Source organism: Streptomyces paludis (assembly GCF_003344965.1).
Lineage (GTDB): Bacteria > Actinomycetota > Actinomycetes > Streptomycetales > Streptomycetaceae > Streptomyces > Streptomyces paludis.
Genome location: NZ_CP031194.1, coordinates 6,744,465 through 6,767,935, shown reverse-complemented (window position 1 = coordinate 6,767,935; position 23,471 = coordinate 6,744,465). Strand labels below are relative to the sequence as shown.

Here is a 23,471-nt window from a genome sequence, read left to right as displayed (position 1 = left end):
GTATGCAAGCATCGCGCCAGCGGGCGCCGACGAGTAGGACTGATCACCATGGGACGGGTCACCGAGCGCCGCCGCACCATCCGGATCCGGGACGGGGTCGTCTCCACCCGCCCCGACACCCTGGTGGCCGAGGAGCCACTGGAGATCCGGCTGAACGGGAAGCCGCTCGCCATCACGATGCGTACTCCCGGTGACGACTTCGCGCTGGCGGCGGGGTTTCTGGTGAGCGAGGGCGTGCTCGCGGCGAGTGCGGATGTGCGGTCCATCGTCTACTGCGCGGGTGCCAAGGACGACGGCACGAACACGTACAACGTGGTCGATGTCCAGCTCGCGCCCGGTGTGCCGGTCCCCGACATCACCCTGGAGCGCAATGTCTACACGACCTCGTCGTGCGGGCTGTGCGGCAAGGCCAGCCTGGACGCCGTACGGACGACCGCCCGCTTCCCGATCGCCGACACTCCCCCGGTCCGTGTCGAACCCGCCCTGCTCGCCGGCCTCCCCGATCAGCTCCGCGCGGCGCAGCGTGTCTTCGACCGGACCGGGGGGCTGCACGCGGCGGCGCTGTTCAGTGAGGACGGCGAGCTGCTGGACATCCGTGAGGACGTCGGGCGGCACAACGCGGTCGACAAGCTGGTCGGCCGGGCGCTGCGGGAGGATCTGCTGCCGCTGTCCCGGGCGATCCTGCTGGTCTCGGGCCGCGCCTCGTTCGAGCTGGCGCAGAAGGCCGTGATGGCGGGCATCCCGGTGCTGGCGGCGGTCTCGGCGCCGTCGTCGCTCGCCGTCGATCTGGCCGCGGAGTGCGGGCTCACCCTGGTCGGGTTCCTGCGCGGGCCCTCCATGAACGTGTACGCGGGCGACGAGCGGATCGCCCTGCACAGCGCCGTGTGAGCCTCCCCACGGGCCCCGGCGCCCCCGTACCGTCAGGCTGACGGACCGGGCGCCGGAGCCGCGCCCGCGCCGACCGCCACTCCGGTGGCCCCGGGTGCCGGCTCCTCCGCCGGCTCTGCTTTCTCGTCGCGCGCCCTGCGCTTCGCGATCACCGCGCAGACCATCAGCTGCATCTGGTGGAAGAGCATCAGCGGCAGCACCGCCAGGCTCGCGTGCGCGCCGAACAGTACGGTCGCCATCGGCAGCCCCGCCGCCAGGCTCTTCTTCGACCCGGCGAACTGGATCGCGATCCGGTCGGCCCGGCCGAACCCGAGCCGCGCGCCGCCGTACCAGGTGGCCGCGAGCATCACCGCGAGCAGGACCGCCTCCACGGCGAGCAGCGCGCCGAGCCGGGCCGGGGTCAGCTGGTGCCAGCTCCCGGAGACCACGCCCTCGCTGAAGGCGGTGTAGACGACCAGCAGCACCGAGCCCCGGTCGACCAGGCCGAGCACCTTCTTGTGCCGGGTGAGAAAGCCGGATATCCAGCGGCGCAGCAGCTGTCCCGCGACGAACGGCAGCAGCAGCTGGGCCACGATCCTGAGCAGCGAGTCCGCCGAGACACCCGCCGTCTGCCCGCCGATGAGCAGCGCCGCGAGCAGCGGGGTGAGCACGATACCGATCAGGCTGGAGAAGGAGCCCGCGCAGATCGCGGCGGGCACGTTGCCGCGCGCGATGGAGGTGAAGGCGATGGACGACTGGACGGTCGAGGGCACCAGGCAGAGGAAGAGGAGCCCGCTGTAGAGCTGCGGGGTCAGGACGTACGGCACCAGCCCCCGCGCGGCCAGTCCGAGCAGCGGGAAGAGGACGAACGTGGCGGCGAGAACGGTGAGATGGAGCCGCCAGTGGGTGAGCCCCTCGACCACCTCGGCGGTGGACAGCCGCGCGCCGTAGAGGAAGAAGAGCAGCGCCACCGCCCCGGTCGACGCCCCGCCCGCGACCTGCGCCGCCGCGCCCGAGGCGGGCAGGAGGGCGGCGAGCCCGACCGTCGCCAGCAGCGCCAGGACGTACGGGTCGACGGGGAGCCAGGACGGCAGGCGCGGGCGGAAGGACGGGAGGAGGCTGCGGGACGTTCGGGACGTACGGCGGTTCATGTGCTCCACAACTGGTCTCTCGCGGCGATACGGGCGATACGGGTGATACGAGGCGGGTCGGGGGCGCCCGGCTCGCGCCTTCCCATGGTCCATCCGTTCGACTTGATCGGGAATCCCGTATACCGCTCTGACTGTCATCACGTTCCGCGATAACCCCGTACGCTGGACGCATGTACGACCCCGGACAACTGCGCACCTTCCTCGCCGTCTCGCAGACGCTCAGCTTCACCGGGGCGGCCCGCCGCCTGGGCGTGCGCCAGTCCACCGTGAGCCAGCACGTCCGGCGGCTGGAGGACGCCACGGGGCGCCCGCTGTTCACCCGTGACACCCACAGCGTGGAGCTGACCGAGGACGGCGAGGCCATGCTCGGCTTCGCCCGGTCGATCCTGGCGGCCCACGACCGCGCGGCGGCCTTCTTCGGCGGCACCCGGCTGCGCGGCCGGCTGCGCTTCGGCGCCTCCGAGGACTTCGTGCTCACCCGGCTGCCGGAGATCCTGGAGACCTTCCGCCGCGACCACCCGGAGGTCGACATCGAGCTGACCGTGGAGCTGTCGGGCACCCTGCACGAGCAGCTGGCGGCGGGCCGGCTCGATCTCGTACTGGCCAAGCGCCGCCCGGGCGACACCCACGGCCGGCTGGTCTGGCGGTCGTCCCTGGCCTGGATCGGCGCGCCCCGGCTGCGGCTCGATCCCGACCGGCCGGTGCCGCTGATCGCCTTCCCGCCGCCCGCGCTCACCCGCGCCCGCGCGCTGGAGGTGCTGGAGGCGCACGGCCGGCCCTGGCGCCTGGCCTGTACGAGCGCCAGCCTGAGCGCGCTGATCGCGGCGGCCCGCGCCGGGCTCGGCGTGATGGCGCACACCCGGGGGCTGATCCCGCCGGGCCTGGTGCCGGTACGGACGAAGCTCCTGCCCGAGCTGGGCGGGGTGGACTTCGTCCTGCTGCACGCCCGCGACCACGGCCCGGAGCACGGCCGGGAGCACAGCGGTACGGCGGCCAGGGAGGCCGCGGACGCGCTGGCCGCGGCGATCCTGGCGAGCGGCGACCGGCTGCACCGCCCGGCCGGAGCCGACGGCTGACGGCTGACAGCTGACACCGCACAAGCCGGACACGACCGACGACCGACGGCCGAACACACCACCCCCCTTGCCCCAATGAAGACCGTTATGTCTATTTTGTGGGTGTGGCGAATGTCGTGTGTCTGACCGAGCTTCTCCGCCGTCCCCTCGTGGGCAGTGACGGCGAGCGGGTGGGCCGTCTCTCCGATGTCATCGTCCGGCTGCGCGGCCGGGACTACCCGCTGGTCACCGGGGTGGTCGCGGAGGTCGGCGGGCGCGAGGTCTTCCTGCCCGCCGAGCAGGTGGCCGACCTCGACGCGGACGGCGCGTGGACCGCGCTGGCCAGCCCCCGGGTGGATCTGCGCCACTTCGAGCGCCGCGAGGGCGAGGTGCTGCTGCGCGCCGATGTCCTGGGGCACCGGGTGATCGATGTGGCGGATGTCGAGCTGGTACGGGCGTACGACATCGAGCTGCGGCGGCGGTCCGGCGGATGGGTGCTGACGGGCCTGGACACCCACCGGCCGCCCCGCTGGTGGAACACCCTGGGAGGCGGCCGGGCGCGGCAGCCGCGGTGGCGGGACTGGAAGTCCTTCGAGCCGCTGATCGGGCACGCCGGGTCCGCCCGGGTGCGGGGGCCGTTCGCCCGGCTGGGCCGGCTGAGGCCCGCGGACATCGCCGATCTGCTGGAGGAGGCCGACCGCACCGAGTCCCACGAGATCCTCCGTACGGTCCACACCGACCCGGAGCTGGAAGCGGATGTCTTCGAGGAGCTGGAGCCGGACTCGCAGACACGGCTGCTGCGGGAGCGGAGCGATGCCGAGATCGCCGAGGTGATCGCCCGGATGCGGGCCGACGACGCCGCCGACGCGCTCAACGAACTGCCGCAGCACCGCCGCCGGCCCGTCCTGGACGCCCTCCCGGCCGGGCAGCGCGCCAAAGTGCTCACCCTGATGGGCTTCAACCCGGCCAGCGCCGGCGGGCTGATGTCCCTCGACGTCCTCACCGCGACGGCGGACAGCGCAGCCGCCGCGGCCCTCCGGGGCGCGGGCGACGCGCTCGCTCTCCAGCCCGAGGCTCTGACCAGCGTCTATCTCACCGGCGAGGGGCAGCGGCTGCTCGGCGTCGTCACCCTCGTCGAGCTGCTCCAGGCCGACCCGGCCGCGCCGCTGGAGGAGGTGGCGGACCTCGACCCCGTACGGGTGGGGCCCGACACCGACATCGCGGATGTCGCCCTGCTGATGACCGACTACCACCTCCTCACCGTGCCGGTGGTCGACGCCTCGGACCGCGTCGTCGGTGTGATCACGGTCGACGACGTCCTCGAATCGGTCATCCCCGAGGACTGGCGGCGGCGTGAGCCCGCTCCGCGTCCGGTCCGCCGGGTGCGGGAGCCGTACGAGACGCCTCCCGGCCCATGAGCGAGCAGGACCGGGAGCCCCCGGAGCGACCCGTTCAGCGACCCGCGCAACCACCTCAACCGCCTCAACCGCCCAAGCCACCACCAGCACCACAGAAACCCACGCGCCCCGCACGCCCCGCACGCCCCAGCGCCGTACTCGACGAAGCCCATCTCGGCGACATCCAGGGCGCGTTCGGCCGTATCCCCCGCGACCGCGTCGAGACCGCCCGGCCGGGGCTCAAGGCGCGGCTGCTCACCCTGCTGGCGATCGTCGGCCCCGGCATCATCGTCATGGTCGGCGACAACGACGCGGGAGGCGTGGCCACTTACGCCCAGGCCGGCCAGAACCACGGCTACTCGCTGCTGTGGGTCCTGCTGCTGCTCATCCCCGTGCTGATCGTCAACCAGGAGATGGTCGTACGGCTCGGCGCGGTCACCGGCGTCGGCCACGCGCGGCTGATCATCGAGCGGTTCGGCCGGTTCTGGGGGTGGTTCAGCGTCGGGGACCTGTTCCTGCTGAACTTCCTGACCCTCGTCACCGAGTTCATCGGTATCTCGCTGGCCGCCGGCTATCTCGGGGTCTCCCGCTATGTCGTCGTCCCCGTGGCCGCCCTCGTGCTGATCGGCGTGGCCGCCAGCGGCTCCTTCCGCCGCTGGGAGCGCGCGATGTTCGTCTTCATCGCCGCCAGTCTGCTGCTCGTGCCGCTGACCCTGATGTCCCACCCCCAATGGGGCCGGGCCGCGCACGACTTCGTGGTGCCCGGTATCCAGGGCGGCGCGAGCGGCGAGGCGGTGCTGCTGATCATCGCGATGGTCGGCACCACGGTCGCGCCCTGGCAGCTGTTCTTCCAGCAGTCCAACGTGATCGACAAGCGCATCACCCCCCGCTTCATCGGGTACGAGCGCGCCGACACCGTCATCGGCTCGCTGGTGGTCGTCGCGGGCGGCGCGGCGCTGATCATGATCGCGGACTACGCGGCCCGGGGCACCGGCGCGCACGGCCACTTCACCGACGCCGCCGGGGTGGCCGAGGCGCTCGGCCGGCACGATCCCGTACTGGGGGTGCTCTTCGCGGTCGTCCTGCTGGACGCGAGCATCATCGGCGCCGCCGCGGTGACCCTGGCCACCAGTTACGCCTTCGGTGATGTGTTCAACCTCCGGCACTCGCTGCACCGGCGCTTCCGCGAGGCCAGGAAGTTCTACGCCTCGTACAGTCTGCTGGTCCTGGTGGCCGCCGCCATCGTGCTGATCCCGGGCGCGCCGCTGGGGCTGATCACCGAGGGCGTGCAGGCGCTGGCCGGGCTGCTGCTGCCGTCGGCGAGTGTGTTCCTGCTTCTGCTCTGCAACGACCCCGAGGTGCTGGGGCCCTGGGTCAACCGGCGCCGGCTGAACGCGCTGGCCGCCCTCATCATCGCCGTCCTGCTCATGCTCTCCGGCATGCTGATGGTCACCACCCTCTTCCCCGCCGTCGATGTCACCGCGCTCACGCTCTGGTTCTCGATCGCGCTGGCCGGCTGTCTGACCGCCGCCGCCGCCCTGCGGATCGCCCGCCGTCGTGCCCCGCCGCGGCCGGTGCCGGTCCTTCCGCGCGCCGAGAAGCTCGCCTGGCGCATGCCGCCGCTGGCGCTGCTCAGGCCGGTGCGGTGGTCGCCCGGCACCCGGCTGGGGATGACGGCGCTGCGCGCGTATCTGATCCTCGGCGCGCTGCTGCTGCTCGTGAAGGTGATCCGGCTCGGCGGCGCCTGACCCGCCGTGTGCCCTGTCCCGTCCTGACCTGTGGCGATACCGCTTCGCGGCAGTCGCGCGGGCGGTCTCCCGCCGGATGGCCCGGTCGGGTACGGTCACCTGGCGCTGTGCGGAATGCCACAAGGAGCGAGTTTTGCGCGAGTTCACCACCCCTGCGCTGCCGGCCGCCCCCCATGTCGGTGGGCTCGCGGACGCGGTCTTCGACCATGCGCTGACCGATCCGGACCGGGTCGCGCTCGGCCGCGAGGACGGGGCCGGCCGCTGGCGGGACGTGACCGCGGCCGCCTTCCGTGACGAGGTGCTCGCGCTGGCCCGGGGGCTGCTGGCACAGGGCGTGCGATTCGGTGACCGGGTCGCGATCATGTCCCGTACGCGGTACGAGTGGACGCTCTTCGACTTCGCGCTCTGGACGGTCGGCGCCCAGCCCGTACCGGTGTATCCGACGTCCTCGGCCGAGCAGGTCCACTGGATCCTGTACGACGCCGAGGTCTCGGCCTGTCTGGTCGAGCACGGGGACCACGCCATGACCGTCGGCTCGGTGATCGACCGGCTGCCCCGGCTCCAGCGGCTGTGGCAGCTGGACGCGGGCGCGCTGGACGACCTGCTCGCGGCGGGTGCCCGGGTCGCCGAGGACGTGGTGCACCGCCACCGCAGGGCGGTCACCCCGGACTCCGTCGCGACGGTGATCTACACCTCCGGCACCACCGGCCGGCCGAGGGGCTGTGTGCTCACCCACGCCCACTTCATGTTCGAGACCGACACCCTGCTGGGGCGCTGGGAGCCGGTCTTCGCCAGCGCCTCCGGCGGCCGGGCGTCGACGCTGCTCTTCCTGCCGCTCTCGCATGTCTTCGGGCGGATGATCGAGGTCGCGGCGGTCCGCGGCCGGGTGAAGCTGGGGCACCAGCCCGAGCTGGGGGCGGACGCGCTGCTGCCCGCGCTCGCCGCGTTCCGGCCGACGTTCGTGCTGGCCGTGCCGTACGTCTTCGAGAAGCTCCACCGCGCGGCCCGGCGCCGGGCGGAGAGCGACGGCAGGGCCGCCGTCTTCGACCGGGCGGAGGAGGTCGCGGTGCGCTACGCGGAGGCGCTGGAGGAGCGGGCGTTCGGGGTCGGCCCCGGTCCGTCCGCCGCGCTGCGGATACAGCACCAGTTCTTCGAGAAGGCCGTGTACGGCAAGGTCCGCGACGCGCTGGGCGGGCGCGTACGGCACGCGATGTCCGGCGGTTCGGCGATGGACCGGCGGCTCGGGCTCTTCCTGGCGGGCGCGGGCATCACCGTCTACGAGGGGTACGGGCTCACCGAGTCGTGCGCGGCGGCGACGGCCAATCCGCCCGAACGCACCCGGTACGGCACGGTCGGGCAGCCGATCCCCGGCACCGCCGTGCGGATAGCGGCGGACGGCGAAATCTGGCTGCGCGGCGGGCATGTCTTCGCCGGCTATCTGGGCGACGCGAAGGCCACCGGCGCCGTTCTGCGCGACGGCTGGCTGGCCACCGGGGATCTGGGCGTGCTCGACGACGACGGCTATCTCACCATCACCGGCCGGAAGAAGGAGATCCTGATCACGTCGGGCGGCAAGAGTGTGCCGCCGGCCCCGCTGGAGGCACGGGTACGGACGCATCCGCTGGTGGCGCAGTGTCTGGTCGTCGGCGACAACCGGCCGTATGTCGCGGCGCTGGTCACGGTCGACCCGGAGGCCGTCGAGCACTGGCTCACGGTCCGGGGCAGAGCGCCGCTCTCCCCCGCCGAGCTGGTCCGGGACCGGGATCTGGAGGCGGAGATCCGGCGGGCGGTGATCGCGGCGAACACCTCGGTCTCGCAGGCCGAGTCGATCCGTACGTTCCGGATCCTGGCCCGGCCGTTCAGCGAGGCGGACGGACTGCTGACGCCGTCGCTGAAGCTCAAGCGCCGGGCGATCACGGCCGCCTACGCCGCCGAGGTCGACGCGCTCTACCGCTGAGCCACACCTGTCGCGGTCGTCCGGCGGAAAACGGGCGCGGGAATCCGTCCGGGCCTGAGATCGTTGGACTATCGACGCATCATCCGACGACGTTAGGATCGACCGCCCGTGAGCAAGGTCCCCACCCTCACTCTCAACAACGGCATCGCGATGCCCCAGCTCGGCTTCGGTGTCTGGCAGGTTCCGGACGACGAGGCGGCGCAGGCCGTCGGCACCGCGCTGGAGGCCGGGTACCGCAGCATCGACACCGCCGCCGTCTACGGCAACGAGGAGGGTACCGGCAAGGCCATCGCCGCCTCCGGACTCGACCGCGCGGACCTCTTCGTCACGACGAAGCTGTGGAACAGCGAGCAGGGGTACGACTCGACCCTGCGCGCCTTCGACGTCTCGCTGGCCAAGCTCGGCCTGGAGTACGTCGACCTCTATCTGATCCACTGGCCGGTGCCGTCCGCCGGCAAGTACGTCGACACGTACAAGGCGTTCGAGAAGATCCTCGCCGACGGCCGCGCCAAGGCCATCGGGGTCTCGAACTTCCTGCCCGCGCATCTGGAGCGGCTGCTGGGCGAGACCTCCGTGGTCCCGGCCGTCAACCAGATCGAGCTGCACCCGCAGCTCCAGCAGGCCGAGTCGCGCGCCGTCCACCAGAAGCACGGCGTCCTCACGGAGGCGTGGTCGCCGCTGGGCCAGGGCAAGGGCCTCCTGGAGGTGCCGACCGTGCTGGCGATCGCGCGCAAGCACGAGCGGACCCCGGCCCAGGTGGTGCTGCGCTGGCACCTCCAGCTGGGGAACGTGGTGATTCCCAAGTCTGTGACGCCCTCGCGGATCCAGGAGAACATCGACGTCTTCGGCTTCGAGCTGGACGCGGACGACCTGGCGGCGTTCGCCGCGCTCGACGAGGGCCGGCGCATCGGCCCCGACCCGGCCGGGTTCAACGACTGATCCGGGCGCGATGACGCGCGTACGGCACGGCGCCGTCGGCCTCCGGGACCGACGGCGCCGTGGTGCGTTCCGCGGCGGTACGTTCCGGTGTGTCAGCGGGCGCCGTGCGCCGGGGCGATCGCCTCGACGCGCTCGGCCAGCGTGAAGTCCAGATCGGTGAGGGCGCCGCCCGCGTCATGGGTGGCGACGGCCAGCACGAGCGTGTTGTAGCCCAGCGTCAGATCGGAGTGGTGGATCAACTGCTCCTGGATTCCGGCGATATGGACCACCATCGCGGCCGCCGCGATGTGCGAGGACAGCCGGTACGTACGGGTGAGGCGTCCGTCGGCCACGGACCAGCCGGGCAGGGACCGCAGCCGGTCCTCGATCTCGCTCGGCGACAGCGGTTCGGCGGGGGGCATGGCCGTGACGGCTCCTTCCGGGATACGGGCGGCGACCCGGCCGACCATACGGCGTCCGGAGAGGAATCCGGCCGACGGACGCATGCCCGCGGGAAAACGGGGCAGGCGCTCCCCTCGAACGGACCACCGCGACGGAGGAGTGACGTCATGACGACCACAACTGTGCGAGCTGCCGAGGCGGAGCGGGCGGCGGGCGTCCTGACCTGGGGATCGACAGCGCCCTCTGACGGACTGCCACGGATCGAGGACCCGGGCGCGATCGCGCCGAAGGACGCGCGGGCGCTGTCGAAGCTCTTCTTCGACCGGCTCCAGCTCCTCGAAGAGGGCACCCCCGAGCACAGTTACGCCCGTAACACGCTGATCGAGATGAACCAGTCGCTCGTACGGTACGCCGCCGGCCGCTTCCGCAACCGGGGCGCCGGCGACATGGAGGACATCCTCCAGGTCGGCACGATCGGTCTGATCAAGGCCATCGACCGCTTCGACCTCTCCCGCGAGGTCGAGTTCACCACCTTCGCCATCCCCTACATCGTCGGCGAGATCAAGCGCTTCTTCCGCGACACCAGCTGGGCCGTCCATGTGCCGCGCCGCCTCCAGGAGCTGCGCGTCGAGCTGGCCAAGGCCCGGGACCAGCTGGCCGGCACGCTGGACCGGGAGCCGACCGTACGGGAGCTGGCCGCGCTGCTGGACCTCCCGGAGGAGGAGATCGTCGAGGGGCTGGTGGCCACCAACGGCTATACGGCCGGCTCCCTGGACCTGCCCGCCGGCGACGAGCACGGCAGCGGCGGCGGACGGACCTTCGCCGATGTGCTGGGCGAGCCGGACCCGGCCATGGAGAAGGTGGAGAATCTGCACGCCCTGGCGCCGCTGCTGGAGCGGCTCGACCCGCGCGAGCGCGGCATCGTGGAGATGCGCTTCGGCCGGGAGATGACCCAGTCGCAGATCGGCGCGGAGCTGGGCGTCTCGCAGATGCATGTCTCCCGGCTGCTGAGCCGCATTCTCGCCCGGCTGCGGTCGGGGATGCTCGTGGAGGAGTGACGCGGCGGCAGGCACGCGGCGGTACGGCGGAAGGCGGGCGCCCGTGGACCGGGCGCCCGCCTCCGTACTGTCGGCCGGCCGAGGATCAGCCGCGCGTCAGCCGCAGGGTGATCAGCTCGAACGGGCGCAGCGAAAGACGGACCGCGCCCTCCTCCAGCGCGGGCGGCTCGGTGTCCGCGAGGGGCCGCTCCAGCAGGTCGGTGACGGCGAGCGCCCCGGCGGTGAAGCCGAGGCCGACCCGGGCCCTGGCCCGGCCGCCGGCCGACTCGTAGAGGCGTACGACCACATCGCCGCTGCCGTCGTCGGCGAGCTTCACCGCGCTGACCACGACGGCATCGTTGTCGACGGTCACCAGCGGGGCCACCTCGGCGTCCGTGCCGGTGATCCGGCGCTCGGGCAGATTGACGCGGTAGCCCTCGCGGACCGCGTCACCGATGCCCGCGCCCGGCACCAGGGAGTGCCGGAAGCGGTGGACGCCCTGGTCGGTCTCCGGGTCGGGGAAGCGCGGGGCGCGCAGCAGGGAGACCCGGACGGTGGTGGTCGTACCGGCGTCCGCGGCGCGGACGGTCCGGGTGACATCGTGGCCGTACGTCGAGTCGTTGACCAGGGCGACGCCCCAGCCGGGCTCCTCCAGGTGCACGAAGCGGTGGTTGCACGCCTCGAACTTGGCCGCCTCCCAGCTGGTGTTGGTGTGCGTGGCGCGGAAGACATGGCCGAACTGGGTCTCGGAGGCGTACCGCTCGGCGTGGATGTCCAGCGGGAAGGCCGCCTTGAGGAACTTCTCGGTCTCGTGCCAGTCGACCTCGGTGTCGATGTCGAGCCGCTTGACGCCCGGCGCCAGCGTCAGCAGCTGGGTGACCTTCGACGCGCCGAAGGTGCGCACGATCCGGACACCGCCCTCGACGGGGGTGAGTTCGTCCAGACCGGTCAGGTCGGTGACGGTGTTGCGGTAGAACTCGTCCACGTCCCAGGCGTCCCACTGGTTGGGGAAGTCGGGGTGGATCTGGAGCAGGTTGGCGGCGGCGCCGGGGGCGACGGTCTCGCGCTCGGCGCTGATGTCGTACGCGGAGACGATCAGCCCGCGCTCGTCGATGCCGACCTCCAGCAGGCCGTTGCCGAGCACGTACCCGCCGCCCTCGCGCGGGGACAGCTCCACCCCGGCGCCCGCGGTGGCCGGTCCGGCGGCGCCCGCCGCGACCCCGCCGCGCGGGTGCGGGGCGGAGTTGAAGAGCAGCTCGGTGCCGCCGGCCGGGTCCCCGGCCAGGGCGCGCTGCGCGTCACCGATGACGGTGTTCAGCTCGGCGGCGACCCGCTCGTAGGTCTTCGCGGCCTCGCGGTGCACCCAGGCGATGGACGAGCCGGGCAGGATGTCGTGGAACTGGTGCAGCAGCACCGTCTTCCAGATCCGGTCCAGCTCCTCGTACGGATACGGCGCACCGGCCCGTACGGCGGCGGTGGCGGCCCACAGCTCGGCCTCGCGCAGCAGATGCTCGCTGCGCCGGTTGCCCTGCTTGGTCTTGGCCTGGCTGGTGAGGGTGGCGCGGTGCAGCTCCAGATACAGCTCACCGACCCAGACCGGCGGGTTGGCGTACTCCGCCTCGGCCTTGGCGAAGAACTCCGCGGGCGCCTCCCACTCGACGGTGGCGGAGCCTTCGAGGCTCTTGAGCCGGGCCGCCTTGGCGATCATCTCGCGGGTCGTACCGCCGCCGCCGTCGCCCCAGCCGGTCGGGGCGAGGGAGTGGCGGGCGACGCCCTTCTCCTTGAAGTTCTTGGCGGCGTGCGCGATCTGCTCGCCGGTCATGGAGCAGTTGTAGGTGTCGACGGGCGGGAAGTGCGTGAAGATCCGGGTGCCGTCGATGCCTTCCCAGTTGAAGGTGTGGTGCGGGAACTTGTTGATCGTGGACCAGGAGATCTTCTGGGTGAGCAGCCACTTGGAGCCGGCGGCCTTGATGATCTGCGGCAGCCCGGCGGCGAAGCCGAAGGTGTCGGGCAGCCATGCCTCGTCGTTCTCGATGCCGAACTCTTCGAGGAAGAAGCGCTTGCCGTGGACGAACTGGCGGGCCATCGCCTCGGAGCCGGGCATGTTGGTGTCGGACTCGACCCACATACCGCCGGCCGGGACGAACCGGCCGTCCGCGACGGCCTTCTTGACCTTGGCGTAGACCTCGGGGCGGTGCTCCTTGATCCAGGCGAACTGCTGCGCCTGGGACATCGCGAAGACGAACTCGGGCTCGTCGTCCAGCAGCGCCGTCATGTTCGCCGTCGTACGGGCGACCTTGCGGACCGTCTCGCGCAGCGGCCAGAGCCAGGCGGAGTCGATGTGGGCGTGTCCGACGGCGCTGAGGCGGTGGGCGGTGGCGGGCGCGGGCGTCGCGAGCACCCCGGCGAGCCGCTCGCGGGCCGCCGCGGCCGTGCCGTTCACGTCCTGGAGGTCGATCGCGTCGAGCGCGTGGCCGATCGCGCGCAGGATGTCCCAGCGGCGGGCGCCCTCCAGGGGCAGTTCGGCCATCAGCTCGCCGAGCACCTCGAAGTCCTGGATCAGCTCCCAGACCGTCTCGTCGAAGACCGCGAGGTCCATCCGGGCCAGCCTGTACTGGGGCTCGCTGCCGGCCGTCTCCTTGTCCCCGAGCTGGGTGGGCAGGAAGGGGTGGTAGTCGAGGATCACGGGGTTGGACGCGGCCTCGATGTGCAGCAGCACCTCTTCGCCGCCGGCGACGGGCGCGCCGATCCGTACCCACTGGTTGCGCGGGTTGAGGCCCTTCACCGGGGTGCCGTCGGGCCGGTAGACCAGGCCCTCGCACTGGAAGCCGGGCATGTTCTCGTCGAAGCCCAGGTCGAGGATCGCCTCGACGGTACGGCCCGCCCAGTGCGCCGGGACAGTGCCGGAGACCCGGAACCAGCTGGTGCCCCAGGGCGCGCCCCACCGGTCGCCGACCGCGACCGGTGCCACGGGACCGGCGAGGCCCTCCTCGACGGGGACGGGTTCGCCGGGCGCGGTCCAGACGGCGATGTCCAGCGGCACGGATTCGGGGTAGACGGCGGGCCGGACGCGCTCGTCGAGGACACGCTTGAGACGGCCTTCGACCAGGCTGCGGTCATCGTGCATGCGGGGTGCTCCTGAGGTGCGGTGGTGCGTGCGTATGGGTACGGTCTGGTGCGCTGCCGCGCGGTCTCGGTACTACCGGACCTCGTCCGGGTGGACGACTTCGGTGATACCACGGGCCGCCAGGTGGTCCCGGTCCCCGGCCCTGCTCGCGAGGACCGCGGTGGGGCGGACGCCGGCCTCGGTCAGCCGGGCGAACGCCTCGAAGAACGCGCCGCCGGGCGCGCAGGTGGACCGGGCGGGCCCGGTGCCGTGACCGCCCCCGCCCGTACCGTCGCCGTCACCGATGTCGACGGTGAGGGCGGTGGTGCGGGGCGCGGGCGCGTAGGTCCTGCCGCGCCACTCCTCGACGGTCCGGGCGATGGCCTCGCCGGCCGGTTTGACCTTGCGGTCATTGGTGAGCAGTCCGAGGCCGTACTCCAGCTCGGGGAAGTCCGCGAGGGAGCGCGACACGTCGTGCGAGCACCACCAGGTGACGCCCCAGACATCGGCGCAGTCCAGCGCGTTCGCGACCGTCGCGGTGGTGAAGCCGGCGGCGTGCTCGGCCGGGATCAGCGGCGCGGGCGCGCCGACCTCCTGGAGCCAGACCGGGCGGTGCGGATCGCGCGCCCACGCCTTGGACAGCTCGATGAGATACGCGGCGTGGTGCTCGGTGGCCGTGCCGGTACGGCCGTGGCGCTGGGCGGTGCCGTTGAACACCCAGGAGTGCACGGCGGTCAGGGCGCCGAGCGTCGCGGAGTGGGCGGGGGTGAAGGGATGGTCGTCCTGGTACCAGGCGGCGTCGTACTCGGCGTGCAGATGGAGCTTGCCGGGGGCACCCTGCTCGCAGGCGTCGAGGAGCCGGCGGAGCCACTCACCGGCCTGCGCGGGGGTGATCGGGTCGGGGTCGGGGTGCGGCGGTCCGGAGAACTGGTTGATCTCGTTGCCGATGGTCATGCCGAGGAAGTTCGGCCGGTCGGCGAGCGCGGCGGCGAGCGTACGGAGGTACTCGGCCTGCCCGGAGACGACATCGTTGTCAGTGAACAGGTTCCGCCGGTGCCAGGTCCGGGTCCAGGCGGGCAGGAAGTCGAAGCTGGACAGATGGCCCTGGAGCCCGTCGACATTGACGTCGAGCCCGCGTTCGGCGGCGGCGTCCGCGAGCTGGACGAGCTGCTCGACGGCGCGGGGCCGGATCAGGGTGCGGTTGGGCTGGAAGAGCGGCCAGAGCGGGAAGACCCGGATGTGGTCGAGGCCGAGCGCCGCGATGGAGTCCAGGTCGGCGCGGACGGCGTCCAGGTCGAAGTCCAGCCAGTGGTGGAACCAGCCCTGGCTGGGCGTGTAGTTGACGCCGAAGCGCGGGGTGGAGGGGCTCATACGGTCAGCGGTGTCCTGATTCATTCTCGCGTGCGGTGGTGAACGGGGGCCGGCCCCCGGTGCGGCGCTCAGCCCTTGACGGCACCCTCGCCGACGCCCCGGAAGAAGTAGCGCTGGAGGCAGGCGAAGAGCGCGATGAGCGGCAGTACGGCGATCATCGTGCCGGCGGCGACGAGGCGCGAGTCGTTGGAGAACGTGCCGTGCAGATAGTTCAGGCCGATGGTCAGCGTGAAGTTCTCCGGGTCGCTGAGGACGATCAGCGGCCACAGGAAGTCGTCCCAGGCGCCCATGAAGGAGAAGATCGCGACCACCGCGACGGTCCCCTTGACGGCGGGCAGGGAGATACGCAGGAACCGCTGCCAGACATTGGCGCCGTCGACGAACGCCGCCTCCTCCACCTCGTTGGGGAGGTTCATGAACGCGTTGCGCATCAGCAGGACGTTCATCGCGCCGATGGACGCGGGCAGCAGCACACCGACCAGTGTGTTGTTCAGGCCGAGCTGACGCATGGTGATGAACTGCGCGATGAAGATCGTCTCGACCGGCACCAGCATCGCGAGGATGAACGCGAGGGTGGCGGCCCGCTTGCCGCGGTAGCGCAGCCGGGCGAGCGCGTAGCCGGCCAGGGCCGCGCCGACGCAGTTGGTGATCACATTGGCCGAGGCCACCTTGATCGAGTTGAACGCGTACTCCCAGACCGGGATGGTGTCGGCGACCCGGGTGTAGTTGTGCAGCGTCGGCTCGCTCGGGAAGAAGCTCGGCGGGGAGCTGTAGATGTCCTCGTGCGGGCCCTTCAGCGAGGTGGAGAGCTGCCAGAGGAACGGCCCGACCAGTACGGCGAGCGCGAGGAGCAGCAGGCCGTAGCGGAGGAAGAGCTGCGCGGGCGGCACCCGCCGGCCGTCGGCGTCGGTGATCCTGGGGAAGCTCACGCGTCCTCCTTGCGGTCGAACCGGAGGACGAGCAGCATCAGCGCGACGGTGACGACGAAGACCACGACCGAGATGGCCGAGGCATAGCCGACCCGGCCGGTCAGTCCGCCGCCGACCCGCTGGATGAGCATGACGAGCGTGGTGTCCTCACCGGCGGGGCCGCCGCCGGGTCCGGCGATCAGATAGACCTCGGAGAACACCTTGAAGGCGAAGACCGAGGAGAGCGCCCCGACGAGGACCATCGTCGTACGGACCGCGGGGACGGTCACGGTGACGAAGCGCCGTATCGCGCCCGCGCCGTCCACGGCCGCCGCCTCGTGCAGTTCGCGCGGGACGTTGGCGAGCGCGGCCAGATAGATGACCATGTAGTAGCCGAGGCCCTTCCAGACCGTGACGGCCATCGCGCTCAGCAGCAGGAGCCACTGGTCGCTGAGGAAGCCGATCTTGCCGATTCCCACCGTCTCCAGCAGGGAGTTGATCAGACCGCGGTCGTCGAGCATCCAGACCCAGATCAGCCCGACCACCACGACCGAGGCGACGACCGGGGTGTAGAAGGCGGACCGGAAGAACGTCATCCCGGGCAGCTGGCGCTCGACGAGCAGGGCGAGCAGCAGCGGCAGCAGCACGAGGGCGGGCACCACACCCACCATGTAGAGCGTGCTGTTGCGCAGCGCGATCCAGAACATGTCGTCGTGGAGCAGCTCGCGGTAGTTCGCGAGGCCGACGTAACTGCCCGGGCGCAGCGCCTGCTTGCTGGTGAAGGAGTGGTAGAGCGTGGTGAGGAAGGGATAGAGGCTGAAGGTGCCGACCACCAGCAGTCCGGGGGCCACGAACAGCCAGGGACTGCTGGGGAGCTGACGCCTGATCCGGCCGGTCTCCCCGGTTCGGGCGGTGGGGGTGGGTGTGGGGGTGGTGGACCCGCCGCGGGGCCCACGGCCGCCAGGGCCTGAGCCCTGGCGCGTGGGCCCCGCCACCGCGGGATCCGGGGGGAACGCCCTGGGGGCGGTGGAACTCGTCATGGTGCGGGGGCTCGGCTCTCAGCTCTGCTTGAGCAGCTTGTTGCAGGCTTCAACGGCCTGGTCGAGCGCTGCCTGGGGGGACTGCTTGCCCTGGAGCGCCTTGGCGACGTTGTTGCGCAGCTCGGTCTTCATCTGCTCGCTGAACAGGACGGGGGTGTAGTTGACCGCCTTCTTGAGGGACTTGGCGGCGGCGATACGGACGCGGGTCTCGTCGGTCCCGTCCTCCTTGTTGAAGTACGGGTCTTCGAGGGAGCCCGCGGTGCTCGGGAAGATCGCGACCTTCTTGGCGAAGGACATCTGGCGCGTCGGGTCGGTGACGTAGTGGGCGAAGGCCACCGCGGCGGGCTTCTCCTTGGTCTTGGAGTTGACCATGACGCCCATGACGTACATGTTCACCTTGCCGGTGCTGGTGATCTGGTCGGTGATCCCGATGTTCTTGTAGAGGGACGGGGCGTCCTTCTTGAAGGTCTCCAGGTCGTGGGCGTTGCCCGGGTTCATCGCGATGGCCTCGGTGAGGAACTTCGTCCCCGTGGTCTCGGGGGTCGCGGTGAGGACCTGAGGGTCGAGCGCCTTCTTGTCGAACAGCTCCTTGTAGCGGGCGAGCATGGCCACGCCCTTGGCGTCGTTGAACGTGAAGGCGTCGCCTTCCTTGTTCATCAGCTCGGCGCCGTAGCGGCCGAAGTCCTCGATGGTGGGGACCTGGCCGAGCGTGGCGACCTTGCCGCCGGTCTGCTCGGCGATCTTGAGGCCCTGGTCGAAGAGTTCGTCGTAGGTCTTCGGGGGGTTCTCGGGGTCGAGACCGGCGTCCTTGAGGAGGCGCTTGTTGTAGAACATCGGGCCGGTGTTCAGGTACCAGGGGAAGCCGTAGGTGCCTTCGAGACCGGGTATCTGGTGGCTCTTCCACGCGCCGTCCAGGTACTCCTTGCGGTACGAGGCGGCCGTGGTGTCCTTGTCGAGGTCCAGCGCGAGCCCGGCCTTGGCGAGCGGCGCCACCAGGTCGGGGGCGATGTTGACGACGTCGGGCAGGGTGCCGCCGGCCGCGTCGGCGCTGAGGGACTCGGAGTACCCCTCGGCGGGCCGGTCCACCCACTTCACCGTCGTGCCGGGGTGCTCCTTCTCGAAGTCCTTGATGACTCCGTTGAAGTAGTCCTTGAAGTTGGCCTGGAGGTTCCAGGTCTGGAAGGTGATCTTGCCCTTGATGTCGCCGGAGGCGTCGGACGAGTCACTGTCCGATCCGCCGCCGCAGGCGCTGAGCGGCAGGACGGTGGCCAGCACAGTGGCTGCGGCGACTGCTCTTCGGGAGATACGCACGGTGAACGGCTCCTTGTGCTCTATCAGGCGTGCGGGCGGACTGGCCGGAGCGCGCGCCTCCGGCCGCTGATGCCCAGCAGACCTTGCAATGTGGTGGGATGAAAGTCAACAGATTTGGCGGCCCGGATTCTGGAGGCTGGGTTTAACCCCAGGTCAGGCCTTGTTCTCTGTTTTTTTGCAATGCCGACTAATGCGCTTTAGGATGGTGGTGCTCAAGCGCATTAGTCCGGAGTCCAGACGACTCGTCCGGTACGTACGAGAGGGACTCGGATGACAGCCGACCGCGACCGGCCGACGAAGACCGGACGCACCCGCGCGCGCCGCCCGACGATGAAGGACATCGCCCAGCGGGCCGGGGTCTCGGAGAGCGCGGTGTCCTTCGCGCTCAACGACCGCCCCGGAGTCTCCGAGGTGACCCGGGACCGGGTCCGCAGGGTCGCCGAACAGCTGGGCTGGCGGCCCAGCACGGCGGCCCGCGCGCTCTCGGGCGAGGGCTCCGCCACGGTGGGTCTGGTGCTCGCCAGACCCGCGGCGACCCTCGGCGTGGACTCGTTTTTTCTCCAGCTGATCTCCGGCATCCAGGAGATCCTGTCAGAACGTCAACTCGGTCTGCTCTTCCAGGTGGTGGAGGACGTGCCCGCCGAGTGCGCGGTCTACCGCCGGTGGTGGGCGGAGAACCGGGTCGACGGGGTGCTCGTGGTGGACCCCAGAACGGCCGATCCACGCCCCGTTCTCCTCGATGAGCTGGGACTTCCCGCTGTCGTCATCGGCGCGCTGCCCGGTGACGACGGCCCGGCGACCCACCCCGGACTGTCGCAGGTACGGGCCGACGACGCCGGCGCGATGGCCGCGATCGTCGGCCGGCTGCACGGTCTCGGCCACCGCAGGATCGCGCATATCGCGGGACTGCCCTCGCTCGCGCACACCGAGCGGCGCATCCGGTCGCTGCGGATCGAGGCCGAGCGGTACGGACTCGCCGAGGTGCGCTCGCTGCCGACCGACTACTCCGACACCCAGGGCGCCGAGGTGACCCGCCGGGTGCTGGCGGAGCCCCGGCCGCCGACGGCGCTGATCTACGACAACGACGTGATGGCCGCCGCCGGGGCCGCGGTGACGACCGGGCTCGGGCTCACCGTGCCGGACGATGTCTCGATCGTCTCGTGGGAGGACTCGGCGCTCTGCGGGCTGGTCCACCCCTGGCTGACGGCGCTCTCCCGGGACACGGTCTCGTTCGGCCGGATCGCCGCCGGGGAGCTGGCCGCGCTGCTCGACGGCGGCGCGGCCCGCACCGTACACGTACCGCTGCCGAGCCTGATCGAACGTCAGAGCACGGCGGCGGCCCGGGACTGACTCCCGGCGGCTACCTCCGGAACCGTAGACCGAGGCGCCTGCCGCGCGCCGGTGCCACGGGTTCGGCCGCGGTGGCCGTAGCGGTCGTCGTGGCCGCTGAAGCCGTCGCAGCCGCCGCAGCGGGCACGGCGGCCACGGGGTCGGGATCCGGGTCACGGTCGGGGGACGGCCCCGAGGGACCGGCGGCGCGGAGCCGGGAGGCCGACTCGTCGGCACGGGCGGCCTCGGCCCGGATCATGGCGTTGAGCGCGGCGAACAGGTCGATGGGCATGGCGGTGTCCTCACTTCGAGCGGGCGGGAGTGGTGCTGACGACTGGCCGGCCGGCGCGGCGGCCTGCCGCTGCCGCTGCCGTTGCCGTCGCCGGGAGGGACGTTTGGTCCTGAGGACCTGTCAGCAGCGCAGCACCACACGGCGCGAGGAATCCGGCAGCCGCGGGGCACCCGCCCGGCCGCACCGCTCGGTGTACGGGACGGCCGGCACGTCGTACGCGCCGAGCGGGGCCGGCGGCTCCACCCGGGCCCGGGCCGCCCGCTGCACCGTGGCGGGGGTGACATGCTCGGGCTCGGTGGTGTCCTGCTGCACCTCGCCCTGGCCGTCGCCCGAGGGATCCCGGGACCCCGACACCGGCGGCGGCTCCGCGCTCCCCCGCGCCACCGCGCCCGGTTCGAGCCCCGCGCCCACCAGCGCGGCGAGCGCCAGCAGGAGGATCAGCGCACCCCGGCGCAGCGCGCGCGCCCGCGCCGCCGCCTGGGCGGCGGTACGGGGGACAGCGGGTGCGGTGCGGTGCATGGCACGACCTCCTGGACATGCCTGACCTGCCCAGTCCCACCCGTCCCCCGTCCTGCTACCGGCGGAAACAGCCCGCACGGGGGACGCCGGTTACGCCGGGCCCGGCTCGTCCTCGGCGGTTCGTGCCACCGTAGACCGCGTATGCGACCCGGCCCCGGGAGCCGGTACGGGCACCTCCGGCCCCACCTCCGGCAGCCCGGCCCAGGTCTCCGTGCTCTCCGTACGGCCCGTGCCCGCCGCGCCCAGCGGCACCTGGGGCCCGTTCACCTCGCGCAGCCAGCGTCTGAGCACCTCGTGCACCTGTTCCGCGCCGGTGAGCCGGCCGCCGTCCGGCAGCGGCGCGGAGAGCGTCAGCGGTGACAGCAGGAAGGGCCGCGACTGCTCGCCGCCGAGACCGCCGTGCGAGCCGATCTGCTCCTCGAAGGCGTGCACCCGGCCCGTCGCCGGTTCGTACATCGAGTTGACCATGATGTCCGCGACATGCGGGAAGCCGTCGGTGCGCCGGACGGCCTCGGCCGCGCCGGGCCCCATGGCGGCGAGCGGTCCGTCGTCCGTCAGCGCGGCCACCGGCACCTCGGCGCCGTCCGGGCCGAGCACCACCGAACCGTGCTCCTCGCTCCGTACGAGCAGGAAGCCGATGCCCGGGTGGTTGGCCAGGGTGCGCAGCAGCGCGGGGTGGCGGCGGTCGATCTGCTCGCGGCTCATCCGCTCGGGCACATCGGGGAAGGAGATCAGCGCGAGGTTCCCGGAGGCGAGCACCACCGGGTCCGAGCCCCGCGCGGGCTCCTCCTCGCCCGCGCCCTCCGGGTCGGGCCGGTGCAGCGCGCCGAGGACCGCGTGACGGGCGGCGTCCCGGGCCTCGGCGCCGCTCTTCGTCCGCCGGACCCGGCGCGGTACGGGCAGTCCGCAGCCCGCGCGGACCAGATCGCGCAGGGTGAGCCCGTAGGCGGCCTCGAAGGTCTCGCCGGGGCTCTGCCCGTGGTCGGAGAGGAGCACGATCCGGTAGGGCCGGGGGGCGTGCTCGGCGGCCTTGGCGATCAGGCCGACCGAGCGGTCGAGCCGGGCCAGGACCTGGAAGGCGTCGCGGCTGTGCGGCCCCGAGTGGTGGGCCACCTCGTCGTAGGCGACGAGATCGGCGTAGACGGCGGTACGGCCGGCCAGCATGTCGCCGATGACCGCCGTGACCACCACGTCCCGCTCGACGACGGTCGCGAAGGCCCGGATGAACGGATAGAGCCCGCCGCGCCCCACCCGGGGCCGGTCGCCGCGCAGCCGCGCCCGGGTGGACTGGCCGATCTCGCGGCCGACGTCGGCGGCGAAGGAGACGACCGTACGGACGGCGTTGGCCGGGTCGGAGAAGTACGCGAAGTACCCGGCGCGCGAGCGGTTGGCCCGGCCGCGCCGGGCGGCGATCGACAGCACCAGCGCGAGCTGGTCGGCGCCGCCGCTGAAGAGATTGCCGCGGCTGGCGCCGTCGAGGGTGAGGAGCCCGCCGTCACCGGTGCGTTCGATGGCCCGGCGCTGGAGTTCGGCCGCGCTCGCCGGGCGGTTGCTGACCATGATCCGGCCGGTGTCCTTCTCGTACCAGCGGAACGCGGGGACGTCGTGGTTGGAACCGTGCAGGATGCCGAGCTGGCTGGCGCCGGTCTGGCTGGACCAGTCGGTGTGCCAGGGCGTGAGCCGGTGGGTGGCCGGCCGGGCGGGGGGCGCCCCCTCGGGGCTCTCGCCGAGCCAGCCCGCGATGTGCGGCACCACGCCGTCGGCGACGGCGTCCAGCAGCACCTGGTGGCCGACCCCGTCGAGCTGGAGGAAGACCGTGCCGGGCGGCCCGCCGTGGCGGCCGTCCTCGCCGCTCCTGCGCCGCCGCCGGTCGGCCAGGCGTGAGAGCCGGCGCCGGTACGCGTTGTCGTCACCGACCGCGAGCGCGGTGGAGGTCGCCGAGGCGACGGCGGACATCACGGCGGCGACCACCACCGCCGTCCGCGGGTCGGCCGCGCCCCGGCCGTCGGGGATCAGCCGGAGCGCGATCAGCAGCAGCGAGCCGTTGAGGAAGAAGACCAGCAGCCCGAGGACGAGCGCGGGCACCAGCAGCAGCGCCCGGACGAGTACGGGCCAGACCAGTGCGCTCAGCAGCCCGAACGCGCCCGCGCCCCAGGCGGCGGTCAGCGCGGTCCGGGTGAGGCTGTCGCCGTCGTCGGACTGGAGGTGGAAGTCCGGCAGCACCGCGGCGAGCAGCAGCATGGTGAGCGTGGACGCCGCCCACACGGTGATCACGCGCAGCAGGGCGCTGCCCGTCGTCCGCCATCGCCCCTCGAACACGTTCCCCGTCACCTCACGTCAGGACCCGTACGGCTGTCACGGGCTCCGCCCCAGCCTCGCACAGCGCGCCGGAAGCTCCCGGGTACGGGCCGGGGTGCGCGGTGGCAGGGGTGACGCTGCTGGGCGCGCGCCCGAGTCGGCGGCCCCGGTCCGGAGCCGAGCCGCCCCGCCCCGCCCCGCCGGGTCAGCGGCCCCGGTACCCGGCCGTCGGCATCGAGAGCCTGCGGTGCACCTCGGCCTTCATCGCCGCGTCGTAGCGCGGTTCGTCCAGGCCGACGGTCTCCAGCCGTACCCCCCGGCGCGCGCACTCCGCCGCGAAGTCGTCGGCCGAGGTGAACGCCCGCTCCAGCACCCGGTCCCCCGCCGCGACGAACACGTCGACCAGTCCGGCCTCGACATCGAGCCAGAGCCCGCGGTGGTCGGGGCGCAGCCGGTAGAGGAGCAGCTGCCGGGTGACGGCGTAGCCCCGGTCCTCGGCCCAGCGGGCGCACATGGCGTGCTGGCCGCGGGTGTCGACGAGGAAGGGGTCGCTGTCGAGTTCCTCCAGCGGGGTGTGGCTGGCGATCACGGCCACCCGTACCTCCGCGGCCGTCGTACAGCCCATGCCGGTCCTCACGTTCCCCCCGCTCCGCCCCCGGACCCGTCCCCGTTCCCGTCCCCACACCGCGCGCACCCCACGCCCTCCTTGTCCTCCCGCCGACCCTAACCGGCGCGCGGGGCGCCGGGCAGGCGCGCGGCGGGTGG

At 72.2% G+C, this 23,471-nt stretch carries 19 protein-coding genes; 8 read left to right on the top strand and 11 right to left on the bottom strand.

Annotation, left to right across the window (positions count from 1 at the left end; all coding sequences use genetic code 11):
* Positions 1 to 48 precede the first annotated feature (48 nt).
* Positions 49 to 888, top strand: a complete 840-nt coding sequence (gene fdhD, locus DVK44_RS29975; RefSeq protein ID WP_114663761.1) for a formate dehydrogenase accessory sulfurtransferase FdhD — start codon at positions 49 to 51, stop codon at positions 886 to 888.
* A 32-nt stretch (positions 889 to 920) separates the two neighbouring features.
* On the opposite strand, the gene DVK44_RS29970 is transcribed toward fdhD, so the two are convergent.
* Positions 921 to 2,018: a bile acid:sodium symporter family protein gene (locus DVK44_RS29970; protein ID WP_114663760.1), complete on the bottom strand. Its 1,098-nt coding sequence runs from the start codon at positions 2,016 to 2,018 to the stop codon at positions 921 to 923.
* A 170-nt stretch (positions 2,019 to 2,188) separates the two neighbouring features.
* Here DVK44_RS29970 and DVK44_RS29965 point away from each other — a divergent pair, with 170 nt between their 5' ends.
* From DVK44_RS29965 to DVK44_RS29945, 5 genes are all read left to right on the top strand, one after another.
* Complete coding sequence (locus DVK44_RS29965) at positions 2,189 to 3,094, top strand: LysR substrate-binding domain-containing protein (protein ID WP_114663759.1); 906 nt, start codon at positions 2,189 to 2,191, stop codon at positions 3,092 to 3,094.
* Between the two features lie 104 nt (positions 3,095 to 3,198).
* On the top strand, positions 3,199 to 4,491 hold the full coding sequence (locus DVK44_RS29960) for a magnesium transporter MgtE N-terminal domain-containing protein (RefSeq protein ID WP_114665532.1): 1,293 nt from the start codon (positions 3,199 to 3,201) through the stop codon (positions 4,489 to 4,491).
* Positions 4,488 to 6,218, top strand: a complete 1,731-nt coding sequence (locus DVK44_RS29955; RefSeq protein WP_114663758.1) for an NRAMP family divalent metal transporter — start codon at positions 4,488 to 4,490, stop codon at positions 6,216 to 6,218. Before DVK44_RS29960 ends, DVK44_RS29955 begins: the two co-directional genes overlap by 4 nt.
* A gap of 157 nt (positions 6,219 to 6,375) precedes the next feature.
* Positions 6,376 to 8,175: an AMP-dependent synthetase/ligase gene (locus DVK44_RS29950; RefSeq protein WP_408055417.1), complete on the top strand. Its 1,800-nt coding sequence runs from the start codon at positions 6,376 to 6,378 to the stop codon at positions 8,173 to 8,175.
* 108 nt (positions 8,176 to 8,283) lie between these two features.
* Positions 8,284 to 9,114: an aldo/keto reductase gene (locus tag DVK44_RS29945; RefSeq protein ID WP_114663756.1), complete on the top strand. Its 831-nt coding sequence runs from the start codon at positions 8,284 to 8,286 to the stop codon at positions 9,112 to 9,114.
* Between the two features lie 92 nt (positions 9,115 to 9,206).
* Here DVK44_RS29945 and DVK44_RS29940 read toward each other — a convergent pair whose 3' ends face one another.
* A complete protein-coding gene (locus DVK44_RS29940; protein WP_114665531.1) occupies positions 9,207 to 9,515 on the bottom strand; it encodes a 4a-hydroxytetrahydrobiopterin dehydratase in 309 nt (102 codons plus the stop codon).
* A 147-nt stretch (positions 9,516 to 9,662) separates the two neighbouring features.
* On the opposite strand from DVK44_RS29940, the gene DVK44_RS29935 reads away from it, so the two are divergent.
* Entirely contained in the window at positions 9,663 to 10,553 is an 891-nt protein-coding gene (locus DVK44_RS29935; protein ID WP_114663755.1) for an RNA polymerase sigma factor SigF, read from the top strand.
* An 85-nt stretch (positions 10,554 to 10,638) separates the two neighbouring features.
* On the opposite strand, the gene DVK44_RS29930 is transcribed toward DVK44_RS29935, so the two are convergent.
* The 5 genes from DVK44_RS29930 to DVK44_RS29910 all read right to left on the bottom strand — a co-directional run bounded on the left by DVK44_RS29930 (position 10,639) and on the right by DVK44_RS29910 (position 18,268).
* Positions 10,639 to 13,659, bottom strand: a complete 3,021-nt coding sequence (locus tag DVK44_RS29930; protein WP_114663754.1) for an alpha-mannosidase — start codon at positions 13,657 to 13,659, stop codon at positions 10,639 to 10,641.
* A 72-nt stretch (positions 13,660 to 13,731) separates the two neighbouring features.
* Positions 13,732 to 15,009: a glycoside hydrolase 5 family protein gene (locus DVK44_RS29925; RefSeq protein ID WP_114663753.1), complete on the bottom strand. Its 1,278-nt coding sequence runs from the start codon at positions 15,007 to 15,009 to the stop codon at positions 13,732 to 13,734.
* Between the two features lie 68 nt (positions 15,010 to 15,077).
* On the bottom strand, positions 15,078 to 15,938 hold the full coding sequence (locus DVK44_RS29920; RefSeq protein ID WP_114663752.1) for a carbohydrate ABC transporter permease: 861 nt from the start codon (positions 15,936 to 15,938) through the stop codon (positions 15,078 to 15,080).
* Positions 15,935 to 16,957: a carbohydrate ABC transporter permease gene (locus DVK44_RS29915; RefSeq protein WP_114663751.1), complete on the bottom strand. Its 1,023-nt coding sequence runs from the start codon at positions 16,955 to 16,957 to the stop codon at positions 15,935 to 15,937. Before DVK44_RS29915 ends, DVK44_RS29920 begins: the two co-directional genes overlap by 4 nt.
* 18 nt (positions 16,958 to 16,975) lie before the next feature.
* On the bottom strand, positions 16,976 to 18,268 hold the full coding sequence (locus DVK44_RS29910) for an ABC transporter substrate-binding protein (RefSeq protein WP_114663750.1): 1,293 nt from the start codon (positions 18,266 to 18,268) through the stop codon (positions 16,976 to 16,978).
* A 330-nt stretch (positions 18,269 to 18,598) separates the two neighbouring features.
* Between DVK44_RS29910 and DVK44_RS29905 the strand changes: the two genes are divergently transcribed.
* On the top strand, positions 18,599 to 19,618 hold the full coding sequence (locus DVK44_RS29905; protein ID WP_114665530.1) for a LacI family DNA-binding transcriptional regulator: 1,020 nt from the start codon (positions 18,599 to 18,601) through the stop codon (positions 19,616 to 19,618).
* A gap of 10 nt (positions 19,619 to 19,628) precedes the next feature.
* Here the strand turns inward: DVK44_RS29905 and DVK44_RS29900 are convergent, their stop codons facing one another.
* The 4 genes from DVK44_RS29900 to DVK44_RS29885 all read right to left on the bottom strand — a co-directional run bounded on the left by DVK44_RS29900 (position 19,629) and on the right by DVK44_RS29885 (position 23,331).
* On the bottom strand, positions 19,629 to 19,889 hold the full coding sequence (locus DVK44_RS29900; RefSeq protein WP_114663749.1) for a hypothetical protein: 261 nt from the start codon (positions 19,887 to 19,889) through the stop codon (positions 19,629 to 19,631).
* Between the two features lie 120 nt (positions 19,890 to 20,009).
* Positions 20,010 to 20,408 carry a hypothetical protein gene (locus DVK44_RS29895; RefSeq protein WP_114663748.1) on the bottom strand — a complete coding sequence of 133 codons (399 nt, stop codon included), beginning with the start codon at positions 20,406 to 20,408 and terminating at the stop codon, positions 20,010 to 20,012.
* Between the two features lie 90 nt (positions 20,409 to 20,498).
* A complete protein-coding gene (locus DVK44_RS29890; protein ID WP_114665529.1) occupies positions 20,499 to 22,727 on the bottom strand; it encodes a phage holin family protein in 2,229 nt (742 codons plus the stop codon).
* A 184-nt stretch (positions 22,728 to 22,911) separates the two neighbouring features.
* Positions 22,912 to 23,331 carry a hypothetical protein gene (locus DVK44_RS29885; protein ID WP_114663747.1) on the bottom strand — a complete coding sequence of 140 codons (420 nt, stop codon included), beginning with the start codon at positions 23,329 to 23,331 and terminating at the stop codon, positions 22,912 to 22,914.
* Between the last annotated feature and the right edge of the window lie 140 nt (positions 23,332 to 23,471).

Excerpts from the sequence above, each read along its gene's own strand:
- DVK44_RS29895 (WP_114663748.1), bottom strand. The coding sequence starts at position 20,408 with ATGCACCGCACCGCACCCGCTGTCCCCCGTACCGCCGCCCAGGCGGCG.
- DVK44_RS29970 (WP_114663760.1), bottom strand. The coding sequence starts at position 2,018 with ATGAACCGCCGTACGTCCCGAACGTCCCGCAGCCTCCTCCCGTCCTTC.
- DVK44_RS29930 (WP_114663754.1), bottom strand. The coding sequence starts at position 13,659 with ATGCACGATGACCGCAGCCTGGTCGAAGGCCGTCTCAAGCGTGTCCTC.
- DVK44_RS29965 (WP_114663759.1), top strand. The coding sequence starts at position 2,189 with ATGTACGACCCCGGACAACTGCGCACCTTCCTCGCCGTCTCGCAGACG.
- DVK44_RS29915 (WP_114663751.1), bottom strand. The coding sequence starts at position 16,957 with ATGACGAGTTCCACCGCCCCCAGGGCGTTCCCCCCGGATCCCGCGGTG.
- DVK44_RS29885 (WP_114663747.1), bottom strand. The coding sequence starts at position 23,331 with ATGGGCTGTACGACGGCCGCGGAGGTACGGGTGGCCGTGATCGCCAGC.
- DVK44_RS29925 (WP_114663753.1), bottom strand. The coding sequence starts at position 15,009 with ATGAGCCCCTCCACCCCGCGCTTCGGCGTCAACTACACGCCCAGCCAG.
- DVK44_RS29900 (WP_114663749.1), bottom strand. The coding sequence starts at position 19,889 with ATGCCCATCGACCTGTTCGCCGCGCTCAACGCCATGATCCGGGCCGAG.
- DVK44_RS29905 (WP_114665530.1), top strand. The coding sequence starts at position 18,599 with ATGAAGGACATCGCCCAGCGGGCCGGGGTCTCGGAGAGCGCGGTGTCC.
- fdhD (WP_114663761.1), top strand. The coding sequence starts at position 49 with ATGGGACGGGTCACCGAGCGCCGCCGCACCATCCGGATCCGGGACGGG.
- DVK44_RS29940 (WP_114665531.1), bottom strand. The coding sequence starts at position 9,515 with ATGCCCCCCGCCGAACCGCTGTCGCCGAGCGAGATCGAGGACCGGCTG.
- DVK44_RS29955 (WP_114663758.1), top strand. The coding sequence starts at position 4,488 with ATGAGCGAGCAGGACCGGGAGCCCCCGGAGCGACCCGTTCAGCGACCC.
- DVK44_RS29935 (WP_114663755.1), top strand. The coding sequence starts at position 9,663 with ATGACGACCACAACTGTGCGAGCTGCCGAGGCGGAGCGGGCGGCGGGC.